A 23,776-nucleotide genomic window follows, 5' to 3' on the forward strand; every position below is an offset into this window, starting at 1 on the left:
AAAATTGCGGAAATAACAAGAAGTCAGTAAGTAAGCACTGTGCGGTGATCTAAAAATATCATTGGATATCACCAATTATCATTAAACTATCAGTTTTTGTTTTTTCCTAATTTCATATGATTTAGACAGGCAATCTGGTTGCTATGTGTTAAAGCGGCCATCACCTAATAATTTTCTAAAAGGTACTTTATCTAGAATTCGCCTTTGGATTTTTGAAGAAGAAAATGCAAAAGGTGAACGAGTACTGAGCTATGAGTCTATTAATGTTTATATCCAAGGTGGAACGACTGAAAAAACATCGATGAAACGAGTTCGAAAATCAAATGGGTATGTTATTAAAAGTCAATACAATACCATGCATTTGTGCTGCTGTCTGAAATATACAAAGGTGTTTACTCCAACAAAACAACTTCCTGGTTAATGGCGATAAATTGGCTCAATAATAGTTTATTGTCTTTAAGATCTGTGACTTTCCATGCAGTATCTTTGAGCTGCATGACGGTTTTTAAGCGTTGTCCAGTGAGATTGTATTGATTGAGGGTTTTCGTTGTTGGGTTCACACTATAAAGCTGTTGATCATGTAAAAACATGGCTTTGCCATTCAGTGCTGTTAAATGCTGGCTGGGTGCATGGGTCTCATTGAATACACGTGAGAAAACTCGCCCGTTTAAGGTGCTATAAATTAACTGTTCTTGGTTGACCCACGCATTCTCTACATGGTTAATATTGAGTGCCGTTAGGGTGTTTGTGGAGATATTAAGGTCATAAAGCCCGTTTTGCACTGGGTCATGTAATAACACCAGAATGTGATTGTCGGTGTACCAAGTTAACGCAGAATATAACAGTTTATTAGTGTTTACTGTCGATATATTGCCTTTTAAGTCAGAGATCATGAGTTGATCGTTAGACACCCAAGCCATACGTTTCCCTTCAGGTGACCAGCTGTAATTGTGAATACGGTGCCGAGCAGTATGAGAACTGACTTGAGTGACCTGGCTATTTTGCCAAAGCCAAAGTTGATCATGACCATTTCTATCTGAAATAAACGCGATGTTGTCGCCATGAGGTTGATATGTGGCATTGCGTTCTTGCGCTGACGTGCGCGCCAAGCTAGTAAAAGGTAATGATTGGCTATTTAACCGCGATTTATGCCGTTGAGTGTTTGTGGTGCTGCTGTTTAGTTGTGCGATGTCTATGTCTTTATTACCCACGACGGCTATCAGTGAGTGGCCATTAGGGTGTTGCTCTACAGAAACAAAGTTACTAAGAGGCGTTTTTTGCGCAGTTAAGCCCCCGTTTATTTCTAAGGTGTATAAGTGCCCATTTAGAATGGCGAGTAAGGCGTGTCCTTGTGCGTCAAAATTTGCCAATACGTTTGTATATTTACTGACGTTGTTGGGGAGTTCTATGGGGCTTTTACTCAGTAGTTTGGCGTTTTTATCGAGCAAGGTGAGGTAGGTACTCAGCTGTGGGCTGCGGCTGATAATCGCATAACGCTGATGTCGTGTGTCATAGTCAAAATGATATATCACATCTTGTTTATGCTCATAAATAACCTGTATAGATTTGTTCAAGTCATTATATCGCATCAGGCTATATTGGCCCGCGTGCGAGTGTAAAAAAACATAGTTATGATTTGACAGTGCCAGCGGTTTTTTAAGGGTATTTACTTGGCACAAAAAGCGCTGCTGTGGCGCAACAGGTGCAGATAGAGCCTGCGCAAAATCAAGTGTGGCAATGCTCCAGCATGCGTTGTTCACATTATTGGTCTCTGTTGTTGATGGTGTATTATTACAGTCAGTTTTGGCTGAAAATACCAGCTCTCGGCCATCTGGTGTGAAACTGGTTGCGCCATAATAACCGGCATGTTTGGTGAGCTGCGTTTCTTTCCCAGTGGTATGGTGTTTGGCCCATAAATGGCTTTTACATGCGCCGGCATATCGGTTAAATATCAGGTAACTGGCATCGGGGTTAAATATAGCATGGCTTTCATGGGCATCAGTGTGGGTTAATACTGAGACGGTTTGAAATGCTGACGCCGTTTCTTTTGGCCAATAACTCATCGTCAATAATGTGATAATTAAGGCGACCACGAGGCTAAACAAGGTATAAAGCACAGGCTTTTTCAATGAAGTAACCTGTGCATTTTCATTGTTTTGAACGGCAGATTTATGAGGAACTTGCCATGTTACATCCGCGATGAGTCGATAGCCGATTTTCGGATGAGTTGCGATAATCTTTTGTTCTTTGGCATTGTCTCCTAGCTCTTTGCGCAGTATGGCAATACAGCGCTGTAACGCATTGGGTACGACTTCAGTGCCAGCCCAAACATGCGTCATAATTTCTTGGTGGGTCACCACTTCATTTTGTCGTTGTGCCAACAATAACAACACTTTGAGAACTTTGGGTTCAATATGTGTATGGCGCTGATGATTTACGATTGTCGAACGCGTGAGATTTATATCAAATCCAGCGACAGAAAAAGTATTTACCTTAGACATAGTGCCTACATTTTACGACCTTGAATAGTAAGAATATAATGGATTCTTGCGCACTCTGTCGAGCTGTTAACTCCAATAATGCATTGAATAATATACATATATTTAGCATCAGTAATTCCTAATGATTTCATCAGGTACATTTTATTGTGTGTACCTAGGAAAATAGCATTTAATCGGCTCAAATCATAATAATTCAATCTGAGGTGGTATGAATGAAAGGGAATAGCGTGTATAGAAAGGCGATGGCGTGGTGTGCGATGACAATGCTAATTTTGTTGTGTTCAGTCGGGACAATGGCGGGGGAAGTTGAGCGCAAGATTATTGATAAAGCAGTTTCTGCCTATGGGGGAGAGCAGTTACTGAATTTAAAACACATAACCTATCGAGATAACATAAAGCACTTTTTTCAAATGCAAAGCGGGTATTCGTCACAAGGCGCAATGACCCAGCATTTGAGCAACGAGCAGATTGACGTTTATATAGATTTTAAGAATGAACAAAAGGTATTGGAGCAGCACACGACTCGCTTAATTGGCAACCATGATGTTAAGAATAAAACGCGCACTCATCGACTATCTATACAAGGAAAAGGGTATACAGCCGATCATTGTTTAAAAAACTACACTGAGAGTCATAGAGTGAATTTTAGCAATGCGGATTTAGGCTTTAGCCGACTGTTAGATCCACTGATCGTGAGGCAATTAGTACGTCAGAGAATGCATGCGCGTTTAGTGGATGAAGCTTACATTCAAGGTCGCGCACAGCATGTGTTAATAGTGAATGACAGTACACTTGATGCGTACACTGTGTTCATTGATCAGCAAACAGGCTATGTGAGTCGGTTATTAAAAAAACATGGCCAGCAGTTACGTAGCTATGACTTCTTTGAACATCAGCGTAAAAATGGCATCGTATGGGCAAAAAACATGTTTGTGAGCACAGCAAATCAGGTTGTTTACTATACGGACTCAAGGGGGTTGGATTTTGATCCACCTCAGGCACGTATTTTTGCTTTGCCAAAGGCTTATTCGCGTGCGTCGACTGATACATTTTATGACGTATCTCGCATGACCATAAGAGAGCTTGCCACGGGGGTGTATTTTGTCGGTAAAGGCTGGGGTTATACATTATTTATAGATGTGGGAGACTATTTTATTTCCGCAGGTGCGTGGGGTGAGGCGAATAATTCACTCGCGTGGCAACAAAGTCTTGCATTGTTGAGGGCAACTACTGGGAATAAGAAACCCGTCAAACAACACTTAGTGACCCATCACCATACTGATCATATGTCGAGTTTAAAAGAGATTGTGGCTCAAGGTGCAGATTTGTTAGCACACCCAACGTCGATTGACGGGATTAAAAAGCACCTCCCTGATCTACCCTCTGATCGTATTGTGAAGGTAGAAAACCAGACGATATTGGCCGGTGGAAAAGTAAGGTTACTTGATGTGCCAAATAGTCATGCGGATCACAATTTAGTGATGTATTTACCAGCGGAGCAAATACTGTTTAGTGAAGATATGTTTGGCAGCAGTTATAATAGCGCGTTTCATTCCCCTAATAATTGGCCAAGCTTAGATACTTACTCACGCTTAAAAACACTTGTTAGTAAAATAAGCAAATTAGGCTTGCCGGTTAAGCATTACGTTTCTTCACACCATGCTCGCATATTGGGGCAATCAGATATAGCCCAAGCATTAGCCATGCAATGTGGCTAGTGTACTTGGTTGATTGAACGAGTGCAGTAGCGACTTAGTGTTCATATCCACTATAAATACGGTTACTGTATTTGCAGGGAAGGTCGTATTTAACGACCTTTTTATGCTAATTTTTTTTTTCAAACCATTGCTCTAAATAATTAATACAGGTGACTAGTTTGGCGGGTACGAAATGCCGAGCTGGGTAGAGTGCGTATAAGGTTAATTTGGGCTTAGTTGCGTCAGTTAATATTTCCACTACGTCACCTTTATCTATGGCGCTTTGGCAAACAAAGTCAGGAATAAAACCGATGCCCAACCCTTTTTGAATTGAGGCCATCATAAATTGCGTGTTGTTTACGCGTAATCGTCCTTTAACAGCAATTCCATCCTCTATGGGCCAAATATTTTTGTGCTGGAAGTAGCTATAAACAAAACAATTGTGATCTTTTAAATCTTGAGAGGTTGAGATTGCAGCGTGTTGGGCTAAATAATGAGGGGCAGCACAGACTTTGTAGGTAAATTGAGTAAGTGCTTTGCCGACATAGTTTACATCAATGGGTGTACTGGATGCTCTAAAGCCTAAATCAAAACCTTGTTCAACTAAGTCGATATTTTCATCTCCTAAATGAATGTCTAGTTCGATATCAGGGTGAGCGTGCATAAAGTCAGCAAATAGCATCGATAAATCAGTAAGGCCCAATGCCATCGGGGCATTAATTTTGAGTTTGCCACGGATATTGTGTTGAAGATCAGTGACAAAATTATCGGCATCATCGACTTTAGCTAAGATCTCACGCGCACGTTGCAAATACCCTTCTCCTGCGTGAGTCAGCTGTACATTTCGGGTTGAGCGATGAAGCAGGCGCGTACCTAGCTCAGATTCTAATCTCGAAATTTCTTTACTAATCATGGATTTTGATGCGTTTACTTGCTCAGCAACACGCGTAAAGCTGCCTAAATCTGCGAGCTTAACGAATAGTTGCATGGCGCGTAGTTTATCCATGGTACATCCTCCCTATTTTTTATGTGCTTTATATACCCACTTCTTTGCCGTGGTTTATGTGTTTTGGTATGTGCTAACTGTTCTCTATTTGAGAACAGTATATGCACATTATTGTTATATATGGAAACAAATTGAATGGCTAATATGTTGCTGTCCTGTGACATGAGTGCGTGGTGCAGGATGGGTCGTCAGGAAAGGTTGACTGGCGGTGATATTAACAAATTAAGCAGTGTTATTTTTAAGGAGAAGTAATGTATACCCTTTATTACGCACAAGGTGCATGTTCTGTTGCGACTCATGTTGTATTACGTGAACTAGGCCAAGCTGTAAAACTTATCGAAGTAAGTCAGCTCGACAATTTCACCGATGTAAATCCGGTTGCGACGGTACCAGTCTTAATAGATGGGGATCGCTCGTTAACTGAAGGGGCAGCGATCATGTTACACATATTAAGCAAACATCAGAATATGTTGTTTCCACAGGGAAATAAGCAGCTGGCTATTCAAGATATCATGTTTGCCAACGCGACGATGCATCCAGCATATGGTCGATTATTTTTTTTGGCGCAGAATATCGATGATGAAAAAGTAAAGCAGCAAACATTAAATCGTGCTGCGAAGTGTATTAGCCAGTTATGGCAGATTGTAGAGCATCGTTTAGCGGAGCAGGATTTTTTAGGCGGCGAGCATCCCTCAGCTGCCGATATTATGCTCGCGGTATACGCACGATGGGGAGATTACTTTCCTATTGAAATTACCATAGGAGAAAAAACCGCAACAATGCTATCACGGGTACAAGCGATGCCGAGCTTTATACTTGCCGATGAAGCGGAAGCGGCCACGTTAAAAAACTAGTTTCGTACTGATGGAGAGGAAGTGATGCAAGTTGCTGATGATCAGAATAAGGACTTTGCTGCGGTGGAACATGTACTGCAATGCTATTTTGAAGGGTTGTATCAAGGTGATGCTGAAAAGCTTAAAGTGATATTTCATCCTGATGTGTGGCTAAAAGCACCAGGAGTAAGGCGCTCCTTGGTACAGTGGTTAAACGATGTTGATAAACGACCAGTACCAGCTCACATCAATCAACCCTATGCATTTCAAATATTGGCTGTAGATGTTGTGAAAGACCAAGCAATGGCTAAGGTTCATTGCCCGATATTTGAATTTGATTATATTGATTTCTTAGGATTACTTAAAGAAGACGGGAAATGGCAAGTAGTCAGCAAAATGTATACGGACCTTAAGGGGCAATGACTCCAAAGAAATACATAAACTCATGTACAAGGAACAAAAATATGCCGTATATCAATGTGAAAATAACAGATGAACACGTTAGTAATGACCAGAAAAAAACCATTATTAAAGGGTGCACACAGCTAATGGTCGATGTGTTAAATAAAGATCCCGCTACCACGTTTGTGGTGATTGAAGAAGTGAGTACTGATAACTGGGGAATCGGGTTCGAGCAAGTGACTCAATTGAGAAAGTGTTCCACAGTAGTTGGTAGTTAAAGCGAAAGGGAGCGCTTTAACTCAACCTGTCATAGTGATTTAATTAGATAAGTTCAATTTATGAGCTTATCTAACTTCTAACGCTTCGTTAGCCATTTTAATAAGGCTTCCGTGGTTTACCTTTAAAACATTCAGGGAAAGAACAGGGACCTATCGGCACTTGATTAAAATAGGTTATATCACCTGCTTTTTTACATGTTTACATGATGTCGCCTTGGGTTCTAATTGAAGACAGTTTTGAGTGTTTAACTTGAAATATTCATTATGTCATTGTGTACATCGATGTATTCTTATGGAATAAATTCAGTACAAATCTATTGCTTTTGCTGAGGAATTTATTCTTTTTTGTAATATATTAATTACATTTCAGTATCATTATATAAACCCAATTAAGTGCTTAATACTCCTAAAAAGTGAATTAAAAATGGAGATGTGGTGTAAATTTTAATTTGTTATTTATCAAAGGTTAAGGTGTTTTTTAGTCACGGTTGTGGAATTAATTATAAGATTTTTGGTTAAGTGGTGTGAGGTGTTGGGGCTGTGTATTCTTATCTTGACTTTATCTTAATATGCTCCAAACTGTTTCTATAATTTATCGCAATTACAAGGGAGTAGTATCTAGCCATTTATGTTGCTATTTACTCAAGACAGTGAATTAGACGTTGGTATTTACTTAAAAGAACAGCGCGCGAAATTTAGAGAGCTAAGAAACCTACTGAATGTTGCCCAGTCTAGTGAATCGCCCCGAGTTCATCGGAGACCAGGTTGTTTAAGTCAAGCCACTTTACCTGACTGATTTAAGTTATCATAGTAGCCTGTTTCAAGCTGGTGAAATATACCCAATTGAAGATAACAGGCGTTGATTTTTAAACCAATTAACCCACTCTAACGTTGCGTATTCAACAGCATCAACATTTTTCCACGGGCCATTTCTGCGAATAACTTCTGTTTTAAATAAACCATTTATTGTTTCAGCCAATGCATTATCATAAGAGTCACCCACACTCCCTACAGAGGCCTGAATTCCAGCTTCAGTAAGTCGCTCAGTGTACCTTACCGATAAATATTGACTGCCTCTGTCACTGTGGTGAATTAACCCCTCGGGGTTACCACGATGCCAAATAGCTTGCTCTAACGCATCAAGAATAAGCTCTGTGTGCATTGTCGTTGATACACGCCAACCTACAATGTATCGTGAAAATACATCTATCACGAAAGCGGCGTAAACAAAGCCACTCCATGTGGCAACATAGGTAATATCAGCGACCCAAAGTTGATTCGGCTGCTCAGCAGTAAATTGACTATTAACTAAATCCAATGGCTTATCTTGTTGCTCGTCAGGTATCGTTGTCTTATGTGCTTTCCCCCGACGAACACCTTGAATGCCCATAATTCGCATCAATCGTTCGACCGTACAGCGAGCGACTTGATGCTCGTCAAGCTGTAACTGTTTCCATATTTTTCTTGCACCATAAACTGACATATTATCCTCCCACACTTCGCGAATGAGTATCATCAGCTCAGCATCACGTTTTTTGCGGTTAGGCAGTCGCTCAGGCTCCCTTTGTATCTGTTTATGAGAATAATACGTTGATGGTGCAATCGGTAATTCCTTGCAAATTGACTCGACACTGTAATGCTCACGACAAGCATCTATAAAAGCCACGCTTATTTCTGTTTGCGGTCGAGCTCCGCTTGGGCGAAAAAAGCGGCGGCCTGCCTCAAAATGTCATTTGTTCGCTTGAGTTCTTTATTCTCGCGCTCTAAAGCGGCAAGTCGTTCTTCAGTTGATTGAGTGTTAGAAGATGGTTTAGACGGTTGAGCTTGAGATTTCTTGACCCATGCTCTAAGTATTTCTGGTTTACATCCAAGTTTATCTGAAATCGATACTAGCGTAGCCCAAAGAGAAGGGTATTCATGCTGTTGTGTAGTAACAAGCCTAATTGCACGTTCACGAAATTCTGATATATCGCGATTTGATTTTTTCATAGTTCCAGTTTCTCAAGTTATAGAGTCTCTGGCAAACACGGGGCGATTCAGTTGGATGCAACTCACCGAACCAGCCCGAGGAGGCCGGCAATGACTCGACTCAATGCCGCGGCTCAGTCTGAGCGCAATGCTTTACAAACATTGGCCATGGAACTTGAGAAATTGAACAGCAGTTATACTGTGATTGCAGGACAAAAGCATTAAGCATGTATAAATGCGATGTAATATTAAGGTCATGGTGTTTTTTTACAGGCATTACTATAGTTAGTTTTCGAAAAACGTAGATGACCTTTGAGTGTGTTAAATTAAATGAAAGTAAAAACGAACAATGACGATTAGCCCTCAAGAAAGTATCAAAGCGGCGAAAAGTATTGGTAATCAGTTAGCAACGCCAGTTTTAGTTGTTTGCCTTATATTTAGTGTGCTGAGCGCTGTACTGTACTTTTATTATTTATCAAAAACATAGTCGGTTTCAGAGTGAGATCCGGGCACAAGTGCAGCAACAGACTTTTTCCGCAGCCCAACAAGTGGGGGATAAGTTAGCAGCGACTATGAGCGCAGTAGATAATTTCGCACAAAGTATAACAGCTTTGGAAGATAAGCAGCTGGTGCCACAAATGGTTGAGCAAGAGTTCAATAACAATTTGGATTTATTCTCTCTCAATGTTACGTTTCACCCCTATAAGTTTGAACGCTACACTCGCTATTTTAGCCCTTATTTTGAACGCTTAACGGGCGTCGAACGTCAATTTAATTTGGTGGATTATGATAAACCTGACATTGAGTTTAGTTGGTACCATCGTCCATTAAAAGAAGGTCCTATTTGGACGGAGCCTTATTACGAGCCGCAGAATAGCGTGTTAATGAGTACTTACTCAGTTCCTTTCTTTGCATCTGTCGAGGCGCAGCGCAATGGTGATGCGCCCATTGGGGTGGTGCCCTCCGACGTGTCTTTAGATTATTTAACAACGTCATTAAAGAAGTTAAAATTTGGCTTAGGTGGCTACGGCACTATTTTTTCGACTCAGCAAAATTTGATTTCTCATCCGGTATTTTCGTTTGTACGTGAAGGGGAAAATGCTGCGAGTTTATCTGAACATTCAGAGTTTAAATTTTTAAAAAAAGTACAGGGTTGTTTTGTCGAAGATTTGACGTATTTATTTTTTAATGGCGAAACCATGGATAATGATGAACATTACGCCGCGTGTACCAAGATCCCCCATACTGATTGGGTTTTGATCACACGTATGTCGGCGGATATGTTCGAAATGGATAAAGATGCTAGGCGGCAAATGAATATTGTTGCGGTCAGTTGTTATGCTGCGGCATTGATGTTTGCTATCTTTCTATTGACTCGCCAGCGTAAAATTAATTGGACGCAGAATAATATTTCAGTGTCACTCATATTGGTTTTTAGCACCGTGACTGTGCTGGAGTTTGCACGGAGTTTTAACTCGATAGAAGAAGACAGTACGGTGGTGATTACATCAACCGCACAACGAGAAGCACTTGAGACCAGTTATCGTAATCGCATGTTGCAAATGCGCATTGCTGAGCCTAACTATGTGGCGACAGGTATTTATGTTGAATCTATTGAGTTTGTAAATGCCAATAATGTTCACTTAACGGGGTTAGTATGGCAAAAATTGACGGCGAAGCAACGCGATGTGATCCCGGCCAGCGTGAACTTTAATGAAGCAATAGAATCAACGATAACAGAGCAATACCGCAAAGAGTTAAATGATGGCGGTTTGGTTGTTGGTTGGTACTTTTCAGTGATTACGCGTCAGCAATTTGATTACTCTAAATATCCATTTGACCATAAAAATATCGTATTGAGGCTTAAAGGAGCTGATTTGGGCAGCAGTATTGTATTGGTACCAGACTTAGAAGCTTATGAAAAGTTAGGAAAAAGAGATAATCCTGCTATGGCTAAAGATATTGTGATGGAAGAATGACGCCTCAAGCAAAGTTACTTTAAGTATACGTTTCAAAACTACAATACGAACTTTGGAATGGATAGCTTTGTCAATCAAGATATTAGCCCTGAACTTAATTACAGTATTAACATTGAGCGCGAATTCTTAGACCCATTTGTTACGACGCTATTACCAGTTATGGTGATGGTGTGCTTATTGTATGCATGTATTGTGAGTATGGCATATACCCCATATGGCGACTTGAGGAACAATATTACAGCGGTTGTATTTACCATATTGCTAGCGCATTACAGCATCCGTGAGCACTTACAAATAGATGAAGTGGTGTACTTTGAAATATTCTATTTTCTGCTGTATTTCTTAGCGTCAATCTTCATGTTTATCGCGCACAAATACTATAAAGCGCAAGCGACACGCGGTAATGCCAAACTTTACAAAAAAATTGCCGGCATATGGTTTTGGCCAGTGCTGACAACACTGATTTTTATGACAACAATTTCGACATATTATTAAGGAGAACCTGTGAAGAGTGGCAGTGAAAATGCGGAGTTATTAGCGGGTGTACCTGAGGCACACTCTGCCGTGTTTGCAAAGGTTGCAGAAGAAACAAACTGTGTTGTTTCAACCCGTGCAGTGGGGATCTATGCCACACAGTTGATTAATGAAGGTTATGCGACCAAGGGCTATCATGTAAAAGCGAAATCATGTGATTGGGGTCCGATGTCAGGTTTTGTACTAGCCGATCCTGCACTTGGGAAGAAAGGCACAGGAGGCAGCGCAATTGGGTGGCAAGAAAATAAAGTTGCAGAGGCGATAAATAAGTATGGTGCGATGGCGATTCCATTGTATATATCTGAAGTGCGTCGCAGTGGGTTGCCAGCATTGATGATCCGAGCGAAAAAACACTACAAAGAAGAGAAAGTCAGTGATGATATGTATAACATTACGGCTGCGGCAAAAGACGGGCAGCATCATAAATTTGTTTTGATTAAGGTCGCCACATTACAACAAGGCTCAAAAGCGTATAGCCCAGGGAACGGGGATTGGGCGGTATGTTATGCACCAGATAACGCCTTAGCTCAAGCGTGCACGGGTGCCAGAAAGCAGGTTATTACGCTCGAGTCAGGGCAAACTTACACTCAGTTGTGTGGGCTAACAAACCCTTTGGGATATGGTGCTAAAGCGCCTTCTAATTTTAAAGGTGTTCAGACTGGAGATTATGACTTATGGGGGGTTTTCCCTAAGGAGCGCTTTTTCTCTGAAGAAGAGCAGCAAGTTGTAAGGGCTGCAACCAACGGTAAAAAAGATAACTTCTTACAACGCGATGTAGATGGCAGTGATAGATTTATTCGTACTTATGATGAATACGGCCGCCAGGAAGGTGCACACACGGGCAATTTGTCCCTACTATTGGAAGAAATTGCAGTACGGGTAAATGCTGGATGCATGAAAGCAGGCAGTGGTGGTTGGGTGGTGCATCACAGCGATGAGGCTGGTCGGCCTATGGTTGATGAAATTGATTATGAAGCGGTTGTGTATTTTCCTGATGGGCGCATTTGGATCATGGAAAGTGAGCAAGATGTGAAGACGCTACGTGCTCAGTTGGTGCAAATGCAATATGTTCCGTTATTTAACCCTATCTGGAATTTCAAGTTGGGTTACCAATGGATGAAAATTTTGGTCGAGTGGCTTGATAGGCACGGTTCAATGAAGGGTTTTCCATTGAAAGAGTATCAAAATCTGACATTGGGGTTGTAAATTGAAGAAATGGCTGTTTTAACAGCCATTTCAACGCACAAAAATTAGCCAATCAACACGTTAGGCATCCCTAATATGATATTGCCTCCATGGCTTGTCATGTCGCCCATTCTTACAGCTGGTCGGCCACTGATCAGAACGGTGACACTGCCTTTTACGATACTATCGGGAGGTCCAACACAGACCGCTAAGTCACCGACTACAGCAGCAGGCATGCTACCAATTAATACATTTGGTACACTTGGTCCAGAAATCGGGCCTCCAACGTGAGGCACTATACCAGTGACCATAGGGCAAACATGCATATCCGTGATTCTCGCAGCGGGTAATCCTAGCATCTTTATTCGCTTGTATTGTTTATGTTATACAGAATGAGTGTACGTAATTTAGCGTGAACTGCAATCTATTGACCTATATTTTGTCACACATCAGGCAGAGCTGAATGTCATTTATTGCAGATGCCGTAGTACGATACTAGCGTATAACACTGCGTCCATTAAGTTTGCGGGGAAAATACCGAAGTCTGTCTATATAACCTCAGCTCTGGATAAGCGAATTCGCTCAATAAAGCTATTTTTCTCACTCTCGGCGTTGCTTTCATTTGTAATAGCCGGCTATTACTGCATAAAAGCGCCTTGATATTGAACAAAATATCATCATTGAATTGTACGTAAGTTTGTTTTCAAAACGTTTTCTATTCCAAAACCCTTATCCAAACCTGACGTTACATAAATATCTTTTTAGTATTCGCTACCATCAATAAATTACAGTAAAATAGTTAGACTAACTTCCATCACTCGGCAGACTGTAACAACAACTGTCCTGACATTGAGATCATCATGAAAAAAACTTTTGCTTTGACACACCCTAAGTTGAAACCTGCGCGTTTAGTTGACGCAATCAAATATGAAGTGAAGAAATACCTTCGTCGAGAGCGCAATAAGACATTGCCAACAGGGGTTGATTATTGGGATTTCGATTGTCGATTTGGTCACACTGAGTCGCAAGCAGATGTTATCAAAGTACATGAAATTAATAAGTGTATCGATGAAGCAGCACGTTTAGAACAACCGTCATTTTATTTAGAAGTGCTCGTAAAGGAAGGTTTTAAAACACCTTCTGATGATATTGATTATGATGATGCTGAATAATTACTAACATATTATTCGATGATAAAAAACCAGTGCTTTGTCACTGGTTTTTTTATGTGTACAACAGAGCCATATATCGCTTTATAGGGACATACTGGCGCGTTGCAATAAAAACGTCATACAACCTTGGTAGCTTGTTCGATTATCACTCAATAACTTGGTCTGAATTCAGTGGACAATGCGCCAAATAGAACATTGCTTGATTTACAAGCGTTAGAAGATATATTGCAGCAGGGCGCTGTGCGTACTTTATTTCAGCCAATATATGATATTTCTAAGCAGAATATTCTTGGCTTTGAAGCCTTGAGTCGTGGGATTTCTGGAACGAGTTTAGAGTTTCCAGAGCGTCTATTCTGTATAGCCAGTGAACAAGGAAAGCTGTCGGAATTAGAACTGTTGTGTCGTGAAAAGGCTATCGCACGGTTTGTTGAGCAGGATTTACCAGGCAAGCTGTTTATCAATGTTAGCCCAAATACGCTATTAGATCCAAGTCACCCCAAAGGTGAAACGTTACACTTAGTTGAAAAATATGGCTTGTCTGCAAATCGAGTCGTCATTGAAGTAACAGAGCAAGATAAAGTAGACGATGGATTTTTGCTACTCAAAACCATCGAGCATTATCGTCAATTAGGCTTTAGTATTGCCATTGATGATTTAGGGGCGGGTTACTCGGGATTAAAGCAGTGGTCAGAATTACGTCCAGATTTTGTTAAAGTTGACCGATACTTTATCGATTATTGTGATCAAAGTATTGTTAAAAAAGAGTTTTTAAAATCAATTATTGAGCTGGCAAAAGTCACTAAAACATCAGTGATTGCAGAGGGTATTGAGCGGTTAGAAGAGCTCACTCTACTCGAAAAACTGGGCATAGTGCATGCACAAGGTTTTCTGTTGGCAAAACCCGCTCGCCAACCCCCACGTGCACTAGAAGCCAGTCAAGTCACTCAATTGAACTTACGTTCTCAAAGTAATCATAACGAAACATCGATGTCGGTTGGGTGTTTAGCGCAAATTGAAGATGCAATAGGGCAAAGTACGCGCTGTAAAGATGCCCATAAACGGTTTGAACAGAATAAATCACTGATGAGCTTAGCAGTTATCAATGCGAAACAACAGCCTGTTGGGTTGTTGCATCGGGATCAGCTGACAGAAGTTTTTGCTGCGCCTTATGGTCACGCATTGTATGCTAAAAAGTCGGTTGTTGAACTGATGGATAAACAGCCCCTTGTTGTCGATGAAAACGCCAAGCTTGATGTCGTAAGTCAGCAGATCACAGAACAAGAATTTGATATTCGACGCCATATTATTGTTACGAGAGATCTTAAGTACCTAGGACTTGCACCGCTGCGAGATATTTTAAAGCACATAACCGAAGAAAAAATACGTCATGCTCAACATGCAAACCCTCTGACTATGCTACCAGGCAACGTAGCCATTAATGAAGCAATTGAACAACGTTTACGCAGACAAAATACCTTTTCATTGGCCTATGTGGATTTAAATCATTTTAAGCAATTCAATGATTTATATGGTTATGCAAGCGGTGATAGTGTGATCAAGTTATTGGCCGATGTGACGGTTCAAGTGTGCGATCAAAGCAGCTGTTTTGTGGGGCATATAGGGGGAGACGACTTTATGGTGGTATTTGATGGTGATGATGCTGAGCGCTTATGTCATCAGATAATTAATCAGTTTGAGTTGCAGTCGAAAGCATTTTTTACATCTGAGCATGTTGAAGCGGGGGGGTATTGGGCGACAAATAGGGAAGGTCAAAAGCAGTTTGTGCCTTTATTAACACTGTCAATCGGGTTAGTCAGACCTGATTTAGAAAGTTGTAATAACAGTCATCAGGTAGCTGCATTGGCGACGGATGCCAAAAAAGAAGCGAAACGCTACCGCAATAGTTATTTGTTTGTTTGCAATCGTCGTAAACCAGCGGCCCCGATAGTGAGAATAAAAACGACAGTACACGAGTGTTCCGTTTAAATAACCTCAGCTGTGGATAAGCAAATTTGCCCAATAAAGCTATTTTTCTCACTCTCGGCGTTGCTTTCATTTGTAATAGCCCGCTATTACTGCATAAAAGCGCCTTGATATTGAACAAAATATCATCATTGGATTGTACGTAAGTTTGTTTTCAAAACATCTTCTATTCCAAAACCCTTATCCAAACCTGAGGTTAAATAGCTGTGTCGTCCTTAGAATGCATGATGACAGTTGATATATACTTTAGTAGGTAAATTCGATTTTTTATTCAATGCAGTCGATAAGCCTTGAGTAAATGTGACCTAACGTGTAGCTTAAATGAAAACAATTTTGGAGCGAGCATATGGGGAGATTCATATGGCTTTGCCTATTGTGTAGTTGGGCTAATACATCTTATGCGGTGTCGACTTTATATGTAGCGAAAGAGCAGCGCGTGCTTTATGACCGCGATTTATATTTGTATGAGTTACTTGATAGAGCATTAATTGCAGCGCAATTTGACGCGAAAGTAGAGCATATTCAAGTTCACCCACATCAACAGCGAACTTTACTTGCTTTAAGCAGAGGAGAGGTGGATTTACATTGGAGTATGACCAGTCCTGAAAGAGAGCAACTGGCGATTGCTATACAGGTCCCGTTATTTAAAGGTTTTATTGGTAAACGAGCGCTATTGGTGAACCGTGCGCATTTGTCACGCTTTGAAAAAATACAAACAAAGGCTCAGTTAGCAAAATTGACCGCTGTTCAAGGGCATGACTGGCCTGATACGAAAATACTGGCATTTAATGATTTACCAGTACGGCCTATGTCTAAATACCAAGCTATGTTTGCTATGGTAGCGCGTGGTAAAGTTGATTATTTTCCACGCTCTTTTATTGAAGTCGGATCTGAGCTTGCTGAGCGACAGAATGATGACCTCGTTATATTGCCCAATTTATATTTGTACTACCCGAGTGCATTTTATTTTTTTGTAAGTAAAAAGAAACCTGAGGTTGCTAACGCCTTGAAAAAAGGATTGGCGTTGATGCAACAAAATGGTGAATTTGACATGCTATTTGAGCAGTATTTTGCCGCTAAATTTAACGCATTACCAATGCAAGATGCACGAGTAATAACGTTGAGAAACCCGTACTTTGAAAATAATTAAACGAGGCATATTAAAGACAATAAAAAAGGAGGCAATTGCCTCCTTTTTTGAATATTTATTTCATTAGCACAGTAATGATTCTGTCAGTACTGGACGAATTTCTTTAACCACTAGTTGGCAAAGCTTAGGTGAGCCACAAATAACGTTACCACTTTGGTTATAACCTGCACCCCCAGCGAAGTCCATTACCATACCTCCCGCTTCTTTAACGAGTAGTTCACCTGCTGCGGTGTTCCACGGTTTTAATCCTAGTTCAAAGAAACCATCAACACGACCTGCTGCAACATAAGCCATATCTAATGCAGGTGAACCTGCACGACGAATGTCAGCTGTATGAATAAACAATGTTTTGAACGCTTCTGTGTATGCGTCTAGGTGATGCTTTTGTCTGAATGGGAAGCCAGTGGCTAATACAGAACCTGCAATTTCGTTACTTTTAGTAACGCGGATGCGGGTATTGTTTAATTGAGCGCCTTGTCCACGTGATGCTGTGAATAATTCACTACGAATAGGATCGTAGATAACAGCTTGGTCTACGCGACCTTTTACTTTTAATGCAATTGAGACTGCAAAGTGAGGAATACCCTTGATGAAGTTAGTTGTGCCATCAAGTGGATCGATAACCCATTGGTAATCTGCATCAGAACCTGTAATTACACCTAATTCTTCACCCACTAAAGAGTGATCAGGGAAGGCTTTTAAAATCGTATCGCGGATGATCGCTTCAGCGTCTTTGTCTATGTTAGTTACAAAGTCATTGCTGCCTTTTTGTTGGGCTTCGACTTTTGATAAATCTTCACATGCACGTAAGATCACTTTACCTGCATTACGCGCAGCGCGTACCGCAATGTTTAACATTGGATGCATAGCATTACCTTTGGGTTGTAAAAGAACAGTATTATTTCAAGCCGGCGTATTTTAGCGACTTTTGATACAAAGTAAACAATAATTGTGAAATTAAATTGATGGTTTTTTGTACGCTCATGATCTTGTGGAACTAATTTTTTTACTACGGGTTTTACTATGGAGCTGTTCACAAGCTGTGATAAACTCCCGCATTATTTTTCTCAGGGCTTATTAACATGGCATTAGAAGACATTCGCATTGTATTAGTAAATACATCTCACTCAGGCAATATTGGCTCAGTCGCACGGGCGATGAAAACAATGGGATTATCCAAACTCTATTTGGTAGACCCTGCTTGTGAAGTTGATAGTCATGCGAGTGCTTTAGCTGCGGGGGCAACTGATGTGCTTGGTGCTGCGAAAACCGTCAGTACTTTATCAGAAGCCATTGATGGTTGTGCATTAACGATTGGTACCAGTGCACGTTCGCGGACACTGTCATGGCCAATGGTTAACCCTCGTGAATGCGCAGAGAAACTAGTTCAAGAGTCAAGTACAGGCCCTGTCGCCTTGGTTTTTGGTCGGGAGAATAGTGGCTTAACAAATGAAGAGCTACAGCTATGTAACTTCCATGTGTGTATTCCAGCAAACCCAGAGTACAGCTCTTTAAACTTAGCTATGGCAGTGCAAACGTTAACATATGAAACACGTATGGCATTTCTTGCCACACAAGATGCGGTAGTTGAAGAGGACGACGTAGTTTATCCGAGCGCAAAGCAAATGGAACTATTTTATGAGCATTTAGAAAGTACGCTTAATGAAACTAATTTTATTGTAAAGCAGCACCCAGGTATGGTTATGACTAAATTGAAGCGTTTGTTTAATCGTGCACGCCCTGAAGATCAAGAGCTCAATATTTTGCGTGGTATTTTAACCTCGATAAATAAATCGACACAAAAATAATCATTGTGAGTAGGCTGTTCAGTCGAACACGATTTGCTCAAGATAATACTTGACTAAATTACTCGGGTAATTACAATATGATAATACTTGAGTAGTTTAGTCGGGTATTTGGGCAATATCTGGATTAGACTGGTATTACAAGTGAGTAATACTTGACTATCTTAGTCAGGTAATTAAAATTTGCGCTTTGGTAATCAAGCTCGGGGGCTTTATGAAATTAACATCGAAAGGCAGATATGCGGTAACAGCAATGTTAGACGTTGCGTTGCATACTAAAGCTGGTCCAGTCCCTCTTGCTGATATTTCTGGTCGTCAGGAAATATCTTTATCTTACCTAGAACAATTATTTGCTCGATTACGTAAACATGGGTTAGTGAGCTCAGTACGAGGTCCGGGCGGCGGCTATTTACTTGGTCGTGATGCGCAAGCAATCTCTGTAGGGGATGTGATAAATGCGGTCGATGAGTCAGTCGACGCGACACGTTGTCACGGAGAAGGGGGCGGTTGCCAAAGTGGGATGCGATGTTTAACGCACACACTGTGGTCTGATTTAAGCCAGCGTATCGAAGATTTTTTAAAAAACATTTCCCTTGCCGAATTAGTCGCGAATTCTGAGGTGCAATCTGTTGCATTACGTCAGGATAACAGCGTCAATAGTGCGATGAAGCAATTAGACAATATTCAAGTGAGCTGTCAACTTTAAGGTTGGCGTCAAGCGGAGAAACAAATGAAGTTACCGATTTATTTAGATTATGCAGCAACCACTCCGGTTGATCAGCGTGTTGCCGATGAAATGATGCAATGCCTGACAATGGAAGGGAATTTTGGCAACCCAGCATCTCGCTCGCACCGTTTTGGGTGGCAGGCAGAAGAACTTGTTGACCAAGCGCGTAATGATATCGCTGATTTAATTAACGCAGATCCGCGTGAAATTGTATTCACTTCTGGCGCTACAGAGTCAAACAACCTTGCAATTAAAGGTGCGGCTAACTTTTATCAGAAAAAAGGTAAGCATGTCATCACGGTAAAAACCGAGCATAAAGCGGTTATTGATACATGTCGTGAGCTTGAGCGACAAGGGTTTGAAGTAACCTATATGGAAGTTGAAGAAAATGGTTTGCTTGACCTTAAAAAGTTAGAAGCGACAATGCGCGAAGACACTATTTTAGTGAGCGTAATGCATGTAAATAACGAGCTAGGTGTTATTCAAGACATTGCTACTATTGGTGATATGTGCCGTGAACGCAAGATTATGTTCCATGTTGATGGTGCACAAAGTGCAGGCAAAGTTAAAATTGACCTGAAAGAGTTGAAAGTTGATTTTATGTCTTTCTCTGGTCACAAAGCATACGGGCCTAAAGGTGTTGGTGCACTGTATGTTCGCCGTAAACCACGTGCTCGTCTTGAAGCACAAATGCATGGTGGTGGTCATGAACGCGGTATGCGCTCTGGTACTTTGGCAACACACCAGTTAGTTGGAATGGGCACAGCATTTCGTATTGCAAAACAAGATTTCGAAAAAGATCACGCACACATCAGTGCGCTTCGTCAGCGTTTGATTGATGGTGTGATGGGTGAAGATGGCATGGATGAAGTTTACTTCAATGGCTGTATTGAACAGTCGGTACCAGGTATCGTAAACATCAGTTTTAACTTTGTTGAAGGTGAGTCTTTGTTAATGGCCGTGAAAGATATTGCGGTATCATCAGGATCAGCCTGTACTTCAGCGAGCCTTGAGCCTTCATATGTATTAAGAGCATTAGGTCGTAACGATGAACTTGCACATAGTTCAATTCGTTTCAGTATTGGCCGCTTCACAACAGAAGAAGAAATCGACTATACCGTCAAACTAATGAAAGAGTCGATTGGCCGCTTACGTGAAATGTCACCGCTTTGGGAAATGCATCAAGAGGGCATAGACCTAGACAGCGTTGAATGGGCACACCATTAAGCATTAAGCAATTTTTGTTTGTAGCTTAGTGCTATGAGCATATAGTGAGGAAAGTATTATGGCGTATAGTGATAAAGTAATTGACCACGTAGAGAACCCACGTAACGTAGGTTCTTTAGACAAAAATGATCCAAATGTTGCAACTGGTATGGTTGGTGCACCAGCATGTGGTGACGTAATGAAATTGCAAATCAAAGTATCTGATGGCGGTATTATTGAAGATGCTAAGTTCAAAACGTATGGCTGTGGTAGCGCCATTGCGTCTTCATCATTGGTGACTGAATGGGTTAAAGGTAAATCGCTAGATGAAGCTGCTGAAATTAAAAATACCGATATCACCGCAGAATTAGAATTACCACCAGTGAAAATACACTGTTCAATCCTAGCAGAAGATGCAATTCAAGCAGCAATTGCTGATTACAAAAGTAAACAAGCAAAGTAAGAGTAAATAGTTATGGCAGTGACATTAACAGACGCGGCAGCAGATCGAGTTAGAACCTTTTTAGACAATCGTGGCAAAGGGCTAGGTTTGCGTGTTGGCATAAAAACCACGGGCTGTTCAGGTCTTGCTTATGTACTCGAATTTGTTGATGAGTTAAGTGAAGGTGATGAAGTTTTTGAACACCAAGATGTGAAAGTCATCATTGATGCTAAGAGCTTAGTGTATATTGATGGTACAGAACTAGACTACACAAAAGAAGGTTTGAACGAAGGGTTTAAATTTATCAACCCAAACCAGAAAGATGAGTGTGGTTGTGGAGAAAGCTTTACTGTTTAACTTATTCGTTTTACGGATGTAACATACCTAAAAATACTTTTGGGTATAGGGCCCTGCTTTAGTGGGGCTTTATTGTATTTTAGCAAAGCCTTTTATAAGTGAATAAGTGATATGCGTTACTTTGAGTTGTTCGGTATTCCAGTAGCCTACGATGTTGATTTAGTTAAAATTAATAAACAGTATTTAGATTTACAGCGCGTTATACATCCTGACAAATTTGCTGGAAAGAGCGAACGTGAAAAGCTACTTGCAGTGCAAAAAACAGCTGAAATTAACGATGCATTGGCTGTGTTAAAACACCCTCTGAAGCGTGCTGAATATATGCTTAGCGAGCGTGGCGTTGATATTCGAGCGGAACAACAAACATTGCAAGACCCGCTCTTTTTAATGCAGCAAATGGAATTACGTGAAACGCTCTCAGAGTTACCTGATAGCAGTGATGTTGAACAAGCCATTGAAGACTTCGAAGTTGAAATTGACGCATTAGATAAACAATATAGTGCGCAGCTATTTACGCAATTAGCCGATGACGCCAATGAAAGTGCATTACAGGAAGCTGCTGACAACATTCGTAAACTTAAGTTTGTATTTAAATTACGTGACGAACTCGCACGTATTGAAGACAGTTTATTTGATTAATTTTACAGGCTGACCTTTTCGAAGGTGAGCTGCAAAGTGAAGAGCATAATGGCCTTATTGCAAATTGCTGAGCCGGGGCAGAGCGCGGCACCACATGAACATAAACTCGCGATTGGTATAGATTTAGGAACTACTAACTCATTAGTTGCTACGGTACAAAGCGGTGAAGCTAAAACGCTGACTGATGTATCTGGTGCAGCTATGTTACCTTCTGTGGTTAGGTATCACCAGCAGCAGATCGTTGTTGGTCAGCAAGCTCAGCAGGCATCTGTTGAAGACCCAACTAATACCTTAATTTCAGTGAAGCGTTTTTTAGGTAAAACGTTAGCAGAAATCGAGCAAAGTTACGGTCAGTTGCCTTATGAGTTTATTGAGCAAAGCGGTAACGTTGCGATTAATACTGTCGCCGGTGCAGTTAACCCAGTTCAAGCATCAGCAGAAATACTCAAAACATTGAATCAACGTGCAGTTGAAAGTTTTGCTGGTCAAGATATTCTGGGCGCAGTGATCACGGTGCCGGCCTATTTTGATGATGCACAACGTCAAAGCACCAAAGATGCAGCTGAACTTGCTGGGCTCAATATATTAAGGCTACTAAATGAACCTACGGCAGCTGCAGTGGCTTATGGCTTAGACTCAGGCCAAGAAGGCGTTATTGCGGTTTATGATTTAGGCGGCGGAACGTTTGATATTTCTATTTTGCGCTTAAACCAAGGCGTTTTTGAAGTCTTGGCAACGGGCGGTGATTCTAGTTTAGGTGGCGATGATTTTGACTCTATGCTGGTGTCATTGTTTAAATCAAAAGTGGGTATTGATGATTTAGACGCGCACGAATTACGCTTATTTATGAACAAAGCCAAAGCATGCAAAGAAGCGCTGAGTGGTTATAAAACGGTTAACGTTAAATTAGACATTAGACAGCAAACTCACACCGTAGCAGTGACACAAGGCGAATTTGCAGAATTAGTAATGCCTTTGGTGAAGAAAACTCTACGTGCTTGTCGCCGTGCAGTGAAAGATGCCGGTGTGACTAACGAAGAAGTACTGCAGGTTGTCATGGTGGGTGGCTCGACACGGATGCCGGTTATTCGTGAAAACGTGGAAAGCTTTTTTGCAAAACAGCCATTGACTTCTATCGATCCAGATAGGGTGGTTGCATTAGGCGCGGCTATTCAAGCTGATATTTTAGTCGGTAACAAGCCTGACTCAGATATGTTGCTATTGGATGTATTACCCTTGTCGCTTGGTCTAGAAACGATGGGTGGCTTAGTTGAGAAGATAATCCCGCGAAATACCACAATACCAGTCGCGAGAGCGCAAGAGTTCACCACCTTTAAAGATGGTCAAACGGCGATGTCGTTGCATGTACTCCAAGGTGAACGAGAGCTGGTTGACGATTGTCGTTCTCTGGCCAAATTTAGCTTAAAAGGCATACCGCCGATGGCTGCGGGTGCTGCTCACATTCGTGTTACTTTTAAAGTGGATGCGGATGGCTTACTGAGCGTATCTGCCACAGAAAAATCAACTGGTGTCCAAGCTGACATCCAAGTTAAACCTTCGTTTGGTTTATCTGATGATCAAGTTGCTCAAATGCTCAAAGACTCAATGAGTAACGCCAAAGAAGATATGCAAGCGCGTATGCTAAAAGAGCAGCAAGTAGAAGCGCTCAGAGTACTTGAAGCTTTGGAAGCCTCTTTGCTAACAGACAATAATTTATTAAATGAGCAAGAACTTGCTGATTTACGTGAAGCGATGACGAAGTTGACAAGCATGCGTGAGCAAGCAACGTCACCGGATCAAATTAAGAGTGCCATTGAACATGTTGATGCCGCAAGTAGCGAATTTGCATCACGTCGTATGGATGTATCAATTAAACAAGCACTGCAAGGGCAGTCTGTAGACGAGGTGTAAT

The 23,776-nt window shown here is 41.1% G+C and carries 22 protein-coding genes and 1 other annotated feature; of the genes, 17 read left to right on the forward strand and 5 right to left on the reverse strand.

Annotated elements, in window-relative coordinates; all coding sequences use genetic code 11:
- Positions 1–392: 392 nt before the first annotated feature.
- Positions 393–2,501, reverse strand: coding sequence for a winged helix-turn-helix domain-containing protein (locus J8L97_RS00185; protein ID WP_211047450.1), 2,109 nt, complete (start codon positions 2,499–2,501; stop codon positions 393–395).
- A 212-nt stretch (positions 2,502–2,713) separates the two neighbouring features.
- On the opposite strand from J8L97_RS00185, the gene J8L97_RS00190 reads away from it, so the two are divergent.
- On the forward strand, positions 2,714–4,219 hold the full coding sequence (locus J8L97_RS00190) for an MBL fold metallo-hydrolase (RefSeq protein WP_211047451.1): 1,506 nt from the start codon (positions 2,714–2,716) through the stop codon (positions 4,217–4,219).
- Between the two features lie 106 nt (positions 4,220–4,325).
- Here J8L97_RS00190 and J8L97_RS00195 read toward each other — a convergent pair whose 3' ends face one another.
- Positions 4,326–5,204 carry a LysR family transcriptional regulator gene (locus J8L97_RS00195; protein ID WP_211047452.1) on the reverse strand — a complete coding sequence of 293 codons (879 nt, stop codon included), beginning with the start codon at positions 5,202–5,204 and terminating at the stop codon, positions 4,326–4,328.
- Between the two features lie 251 nt (positions 5,205–5,455).
- Between J8L97_RS00195 and J8L97_RS00200 the strand changes: the two genes are divergently transcribed.
- From J8L97_RS00200 to J8L97_RS00210, 3 genes are read left to right on the forward strand one after another with little or no spacing between them, the layout of a single operon-like run.
- Positions 5,456–6,058, forward strand: a complete 603-nt coding sequence (locus tag J8L97_RS00200; protein WP_211047453.1) for a glutathione S-transferase family protein — start codon at positions 5,456–5,458, stop codon at positions 6,056–6,058.
- A gap of 24 nt (positions 6,059–6,082) precedes the next feature.
- Complete coding sequence (locus tag J8L97_RS00205) at positions 6,083–6,460, forward strand: nuclear transport factor 2 family protein (protein WP_211047535.1); 378 nt, start codon at positions 6,083–6,085, stop codon at positions 6,458–6,460.
- Between the two features lie 41 nt (positions 6,461–6,501).
- Positions 6,502–6,717 carry a 2-hydroxymuconate tautomerase family protein gene (locus J8L97_RS00210; RefSeq protein WP_211047454.1) on the forward strand — a complete coding sequence of 72 codons (216 nt, stop codon included), beginning with the start codon at positions 6,502–6,504 and terminating at the stop codon, positions 6,715–6,717.
- Positions 6,718–7,537: 820 nt separating this feature from the next.
- Here J8L97_RS00210 and J8L97_RS00215 read toward each other — a convergent pair.
- Positions 7,538–8,706 (reverse strand): IS3 family transposase gene (locus tag J8L97_RS00215; RefSeq protein ID WP_211047455.1). Its coding sequence is split into 2 segments (ribosomal slippage): positions 7,538–8,427 and positions 8,427–8,706, totalling 1,170 coding nucleotides; the frame shifts between segments, so codons are not numbered across the junction.
- Positions 8,312–8,428 (reverse strand) — a sequence feature (AL1L pseudoknot). (Overlaps the previous gene by 117 nt.)
- Positions 8,707–9,200: 494 nt before the next feature.
- Here J8L97_RS00215 and J8L97_RS23335 point away from each other — a divergent pair.
- From J8L97_RS23335 to J8L97_RS00225, 3 genes are read left to right on the forward strand one after another with little or no spacing between them, the layout of a single operon-like run.
- Complete coding sequence (locus J8L97_RS23335) at positions 9,201–10,664, forward strand: Cache 3/Cache 2 fusion domain-containing protein (protein ID WP_312037101.1); 1,464 nt, start codon at positions 9,201–9,203, stop codon at positions 10,662–10,664.
- A gap of 57 nt (positions 10,665–10,721) precedes the next feature.
- A complete protein-coding gene (locus J8L97_RS23340; RefSeq protein WP_247688476.1) occupies positions 10,722–11,159 on the forward strand; it encodes a hypothetical protein in 438 nt (145 codons plus the stop codon).
- 9 nt (positions 11,160–11,168) lie between these two features.
- On the forward strand, positions 11,169–12,404 hold the full coding sequence (locus tag J8L97_RS00225) for an anthrax toxin-like adenylyl cyclase domain-containing protein (protein WP_211047456.1): 1,236 nt from the start codon (positions 11,169–11,171) through the stop codon (positions 12,402–12,404).
- Positions 12,405–12,448: 44 nt separating this feature from the next.
- On the opposite strand, the gene J8L97_RS00230 is transcribed toward J8L97_RS00225, so the two are convergent.
- On the reverse strand, positions 12,449–12,742 hold the full coding sequence (locus J8L97_RS00230; RefSeq protein ID WP_211047457.1) for a PAAR domain-containing protein: 294 nt from the start codon (positions 12,740–12,742) through the stop codon (positions 12,449–12,451).
- 501 nt (positions 12,743–13,243) lie between these two features.
- Between J8L97_RS00230 and J8L97_RS00235 the strand changes: the two genes are divergently transcribed.
- From J8L97_RS00235 to J8L97_RS00245, 3 genes are all read left to right on the forward strand, one after another.
- Positions 13,244–13,555 carry a DUF6172 family protein gene (locus tag J8L97_RS00235; protein ID WP_211047458.1) on the forward strand — a complete coding sequence of 104 codons (312 nt, stop codon included), beginning with the start codon at positions 13,244–13,246 and terminating at the stop codon, positions 13,553–13,555.
- Positions 13,556–13,726: 171 nt separating this feature from the next.
- Positions 13,727–15,541 (forward strand): bifunctional diguanylate cyclase/phosphodiesterase, encoded by a 1,815-nt coding sequence (locus J8L97_RS00240; RefSeq protein WP_211047459.1) that lies wholly within the window; start codon positions 13,727–13,729, stop codon positions 15,539–15,541.
- 343 nt (positions 15,542–15,884) lie between these two features.
- Positions 15,885–16,688 (forward strand): ABC transporter substrate-binding protein, encoded by an 804-nt coding sequence (locus tag J8L97_RS00245; RefSeq protein ID WP_210995719.1) that lies wholly within the window; start codon positions 15,885–15,887, stop codon positions 16,686–16,688.
- Positions 16,689–16,751: 63 nt separating this feature from the next.
- Here J8L97_RS00245 and suhB read toward each other — a convergent pair whose 3' ends face one another.
- The gene (gene suhB, locus J8L97_RS00250) at positions 16,752–17,555 is read right to left on the reverse strand and encodes an inositol-1-monophosphatase (RefSeq protein ID WP_210995718.1); all 804 of its coding nucleotides are present in this window, start codon (positions 17,553–17,555) and stop codon (positions 16,752–16,754) included.
- A 215-nt stretch (positions 17,556–17,770) separates the two neighbouring features.
- On the opposite strand from suhB, the gene trmJ reads away from it, so the two are divergent.
- From trmJ to hscA, 7 genes are all read left to right on the forward strand, one after another.
- The gene (gene trmJ / locus J8L97_RS00255; RefSeq protein ID WP_211047460.1) at positions 17,771–18,496 is read left to right on the forward strand and encodes a tRNA (cytosine(32)/uridine(32)-2'-O)-methyltransferase TrmJ; all 726 of its coding nucleotides are present in this window, start codon (positions 17,771–17,773) and stop codon (positions 18,494–18,496) included.
- Positions 18,497–18,707: 211 nt separating this feature from the next.
- A complete protein-coding gene (iscR, locus tag J8L97_RS00260; RefSeq protein WP_010362763.1) occupies positions 18,708–19,199 on the forward strand; it encodes a Fe-S cluster assembly transcriptional regulator IscR in 492 nt (163 codons plus the stop codon).
- Between the two features lie 24 nt (positions 19,200–19,223).
- Positions 19,224–20,447: an IscS subfamily cysteine desulfurase gene (locus J8L97_RS00265; RefSeq protein ID WP_210995716.1), complete on the forward strand. Its 1,224-nt coding sequence runs from the start codon at positions 19,224–19,226 to the stop codon at positions 20,445–20,447.
- Positions 20,448–20,505: 58 nt separating this feature from the next.
- Positions 20,506–20,889 carry a Fe-S cluster assembly scaffold IscU gene (gene iscU / locus J8L97_RS00270; protein WP_010362765.1) on the forward strand — a complete coding sequence of 128 codons (384 nt, stop codon included), beginning with the start codon at positions 20,506–20,508 and terminating at the stop codon, positions 20,887–20,889.
- Between the two features lie 12 nt (positions 20,890–20,901).
- A complete protein-coding gene (gene iscA / locus J8L97_RS00275) occupies positions 20,902–21,225 on the forward strand; it encodes an iron-sulfur cluster assembly protein IscA (RefSeq protein ID WP_010362766.1) in 324 nt (107 codons plus the stop codon).
- Between the two features lie 111 nt (positions 21,226–21,336).
- Entirely contained in the window at positions 21,337–21,864 is a 528-nt protein-coding gene (gene hscB, locus J8L97_RS00280; RefSeq protein ID WP_211047461.1) for a co-chaperone HscB, read from the forward strand.
- Positions 21,865–21,912: 48 nt separating this feature from the next.
- The gene (hscA, locus tag J8L97_RS00285; RefSeq protein WP_211047462.1) at positions 21,913–23,775 is read left to right on the forward strand and encodes a Fe-S protein assembly chaperone HscA; all 1,863 of its coding nucleotides are present in this window, start codon (positions 21,913–21,915) and stop codon (positions 23,773–23,775) included.
- Position 23,776: the final 1 nt, after the last annotated feature.

The organism is Pseudoalteromonas sp. MMG012, assembly GCF_018100875.1.
In the GTDB taxonomy this organism is placed as follows: Bacteria; Pseudomonadota; Gammaproteobacteria; order Enterobacterales; family Alteromonadaceae; genus Pseudoalteromonas; species Pseudoalteromonas aurantia.

Bases quoted from the DNA above. Each gene is read 5' to 3' on its own strand.
- J8L97_RS00185 (WP_211047450.1), bottom strand. From the start codon at position 2,501: ATGTCTAAGGTAAATACTTTTTCTGTCGCTGGATTTGATATAAATCTC.
- J8L97_RS00190 (WP_211047451.1), top strand. From the start codon at position 2,714: ATGAAAGGGAATAGCGTGTATAGAAAGGCGATGGCGTGGTGTGCGATG.
- J8L97_RS00195 (WP_211047452.1), bottom strand. From the start codon at position 5,204: ATGGATAAACTACGCGCCATGCAACTATTCGTTAAGCTCGCAGATTTA.
- J8L97_RS00200 (WP_211047453.1), top strand. From the start codon at position 5,456: ATGTATACCCTTTATTACGCACAAGGTGCATGTTCTGTTGCGACTCAT.
- J8L97_RS00205 (WP_211047535.1), top strand. From the start codon at position 6,083: ATGCAAGTTGCTGATGATCAGAATAAGGACTTTGCTGCGGTGGAACAT.
- J8L97_RS00210 (WP_211047454.1), top strand. From the start codon at position 6,502: ATGCCGTATATCAATGTGAAAATAACAGATGAACACGTTAGTAATGAC.
- J8L97_RS23340 (WP_247688476.1), top strand. From the start codon at position 10,722: ATGGATAGCTTTGTCAATCAAGATATTAGCCCTGAACTTAATTACAGT.
- J8L97_RS00230 (WP_211047457.1), bottom strand. From the start codon at position 12,742: ATGCTAGGATTACCCGCTGCGAGAATCACGGATATGCATGTTTGCCCT.
- J8L97_RS00235 (WP_211047458.1), top strand. From the start codon at position 13,244: ATGAAAAAAACTTTTGCTTTGACACACCCTAAGTTGAAACCTGCGCGT.
- J8L97_RS00245 (WP_210995719.1), top strand. From the start codon at position 15,885: ATGGGGAGATTCATATGGCTTTGCCTATTGTGTAGTTGGGCTAATACA.
- suhB (WP_210995718.1), bottom strand. From the start codon at position 17,555: ATGCATCCAATGTTAAACATTGCGGTACGCGCTGCGCGTAATGCAGGT.
- trmJ (WP_211047460.1), top strand. From the start codon at position 17,771: ATGGCATTAGAAGACATTCGCATTGTATTAGTAAATACATCTCACTCA.
- iscR (WP_010362763.1), top strand. From the start codon at position 18,708: ATGAAATTAACATCGAAAGGCAGATATGCGGTAACAGCAATGTTAGAC.
- J8L97_RS00265 (WP_210995716.1), top strand. From the start codon at position 19,224: ATGAAGTTACCGATTTATTTAGATTATGCAGCAACCACTCCGGTTGAT.
- iscU (WP_010362765.1), top strand. From the start codon at position 20,506: ATGGCGTATAGTGATAAAGTAATTGACCACGTAGAGAACCCACGTAAC.
- iscA (WP_010362766.1), top strand. From the start codon at position 20,902: ATGGCAGTGACATTAACAGACGCGGCAGCAGATCGAGTTAGAACCTTT.
- hscB (WP_211047461.1), top strand. From the start codon at position 21,337: ATGCGTTACTTTGAGTTGTTCGGTATTCCAGTAGCCTACGATGTTGAT.
- hscA (WP_211047462.1), top strand. From the start codon at position 21,913: ATGGCCTTATTGCAAATTGCTGAGCCGGGGCAGAGCGCGGCACCACAT.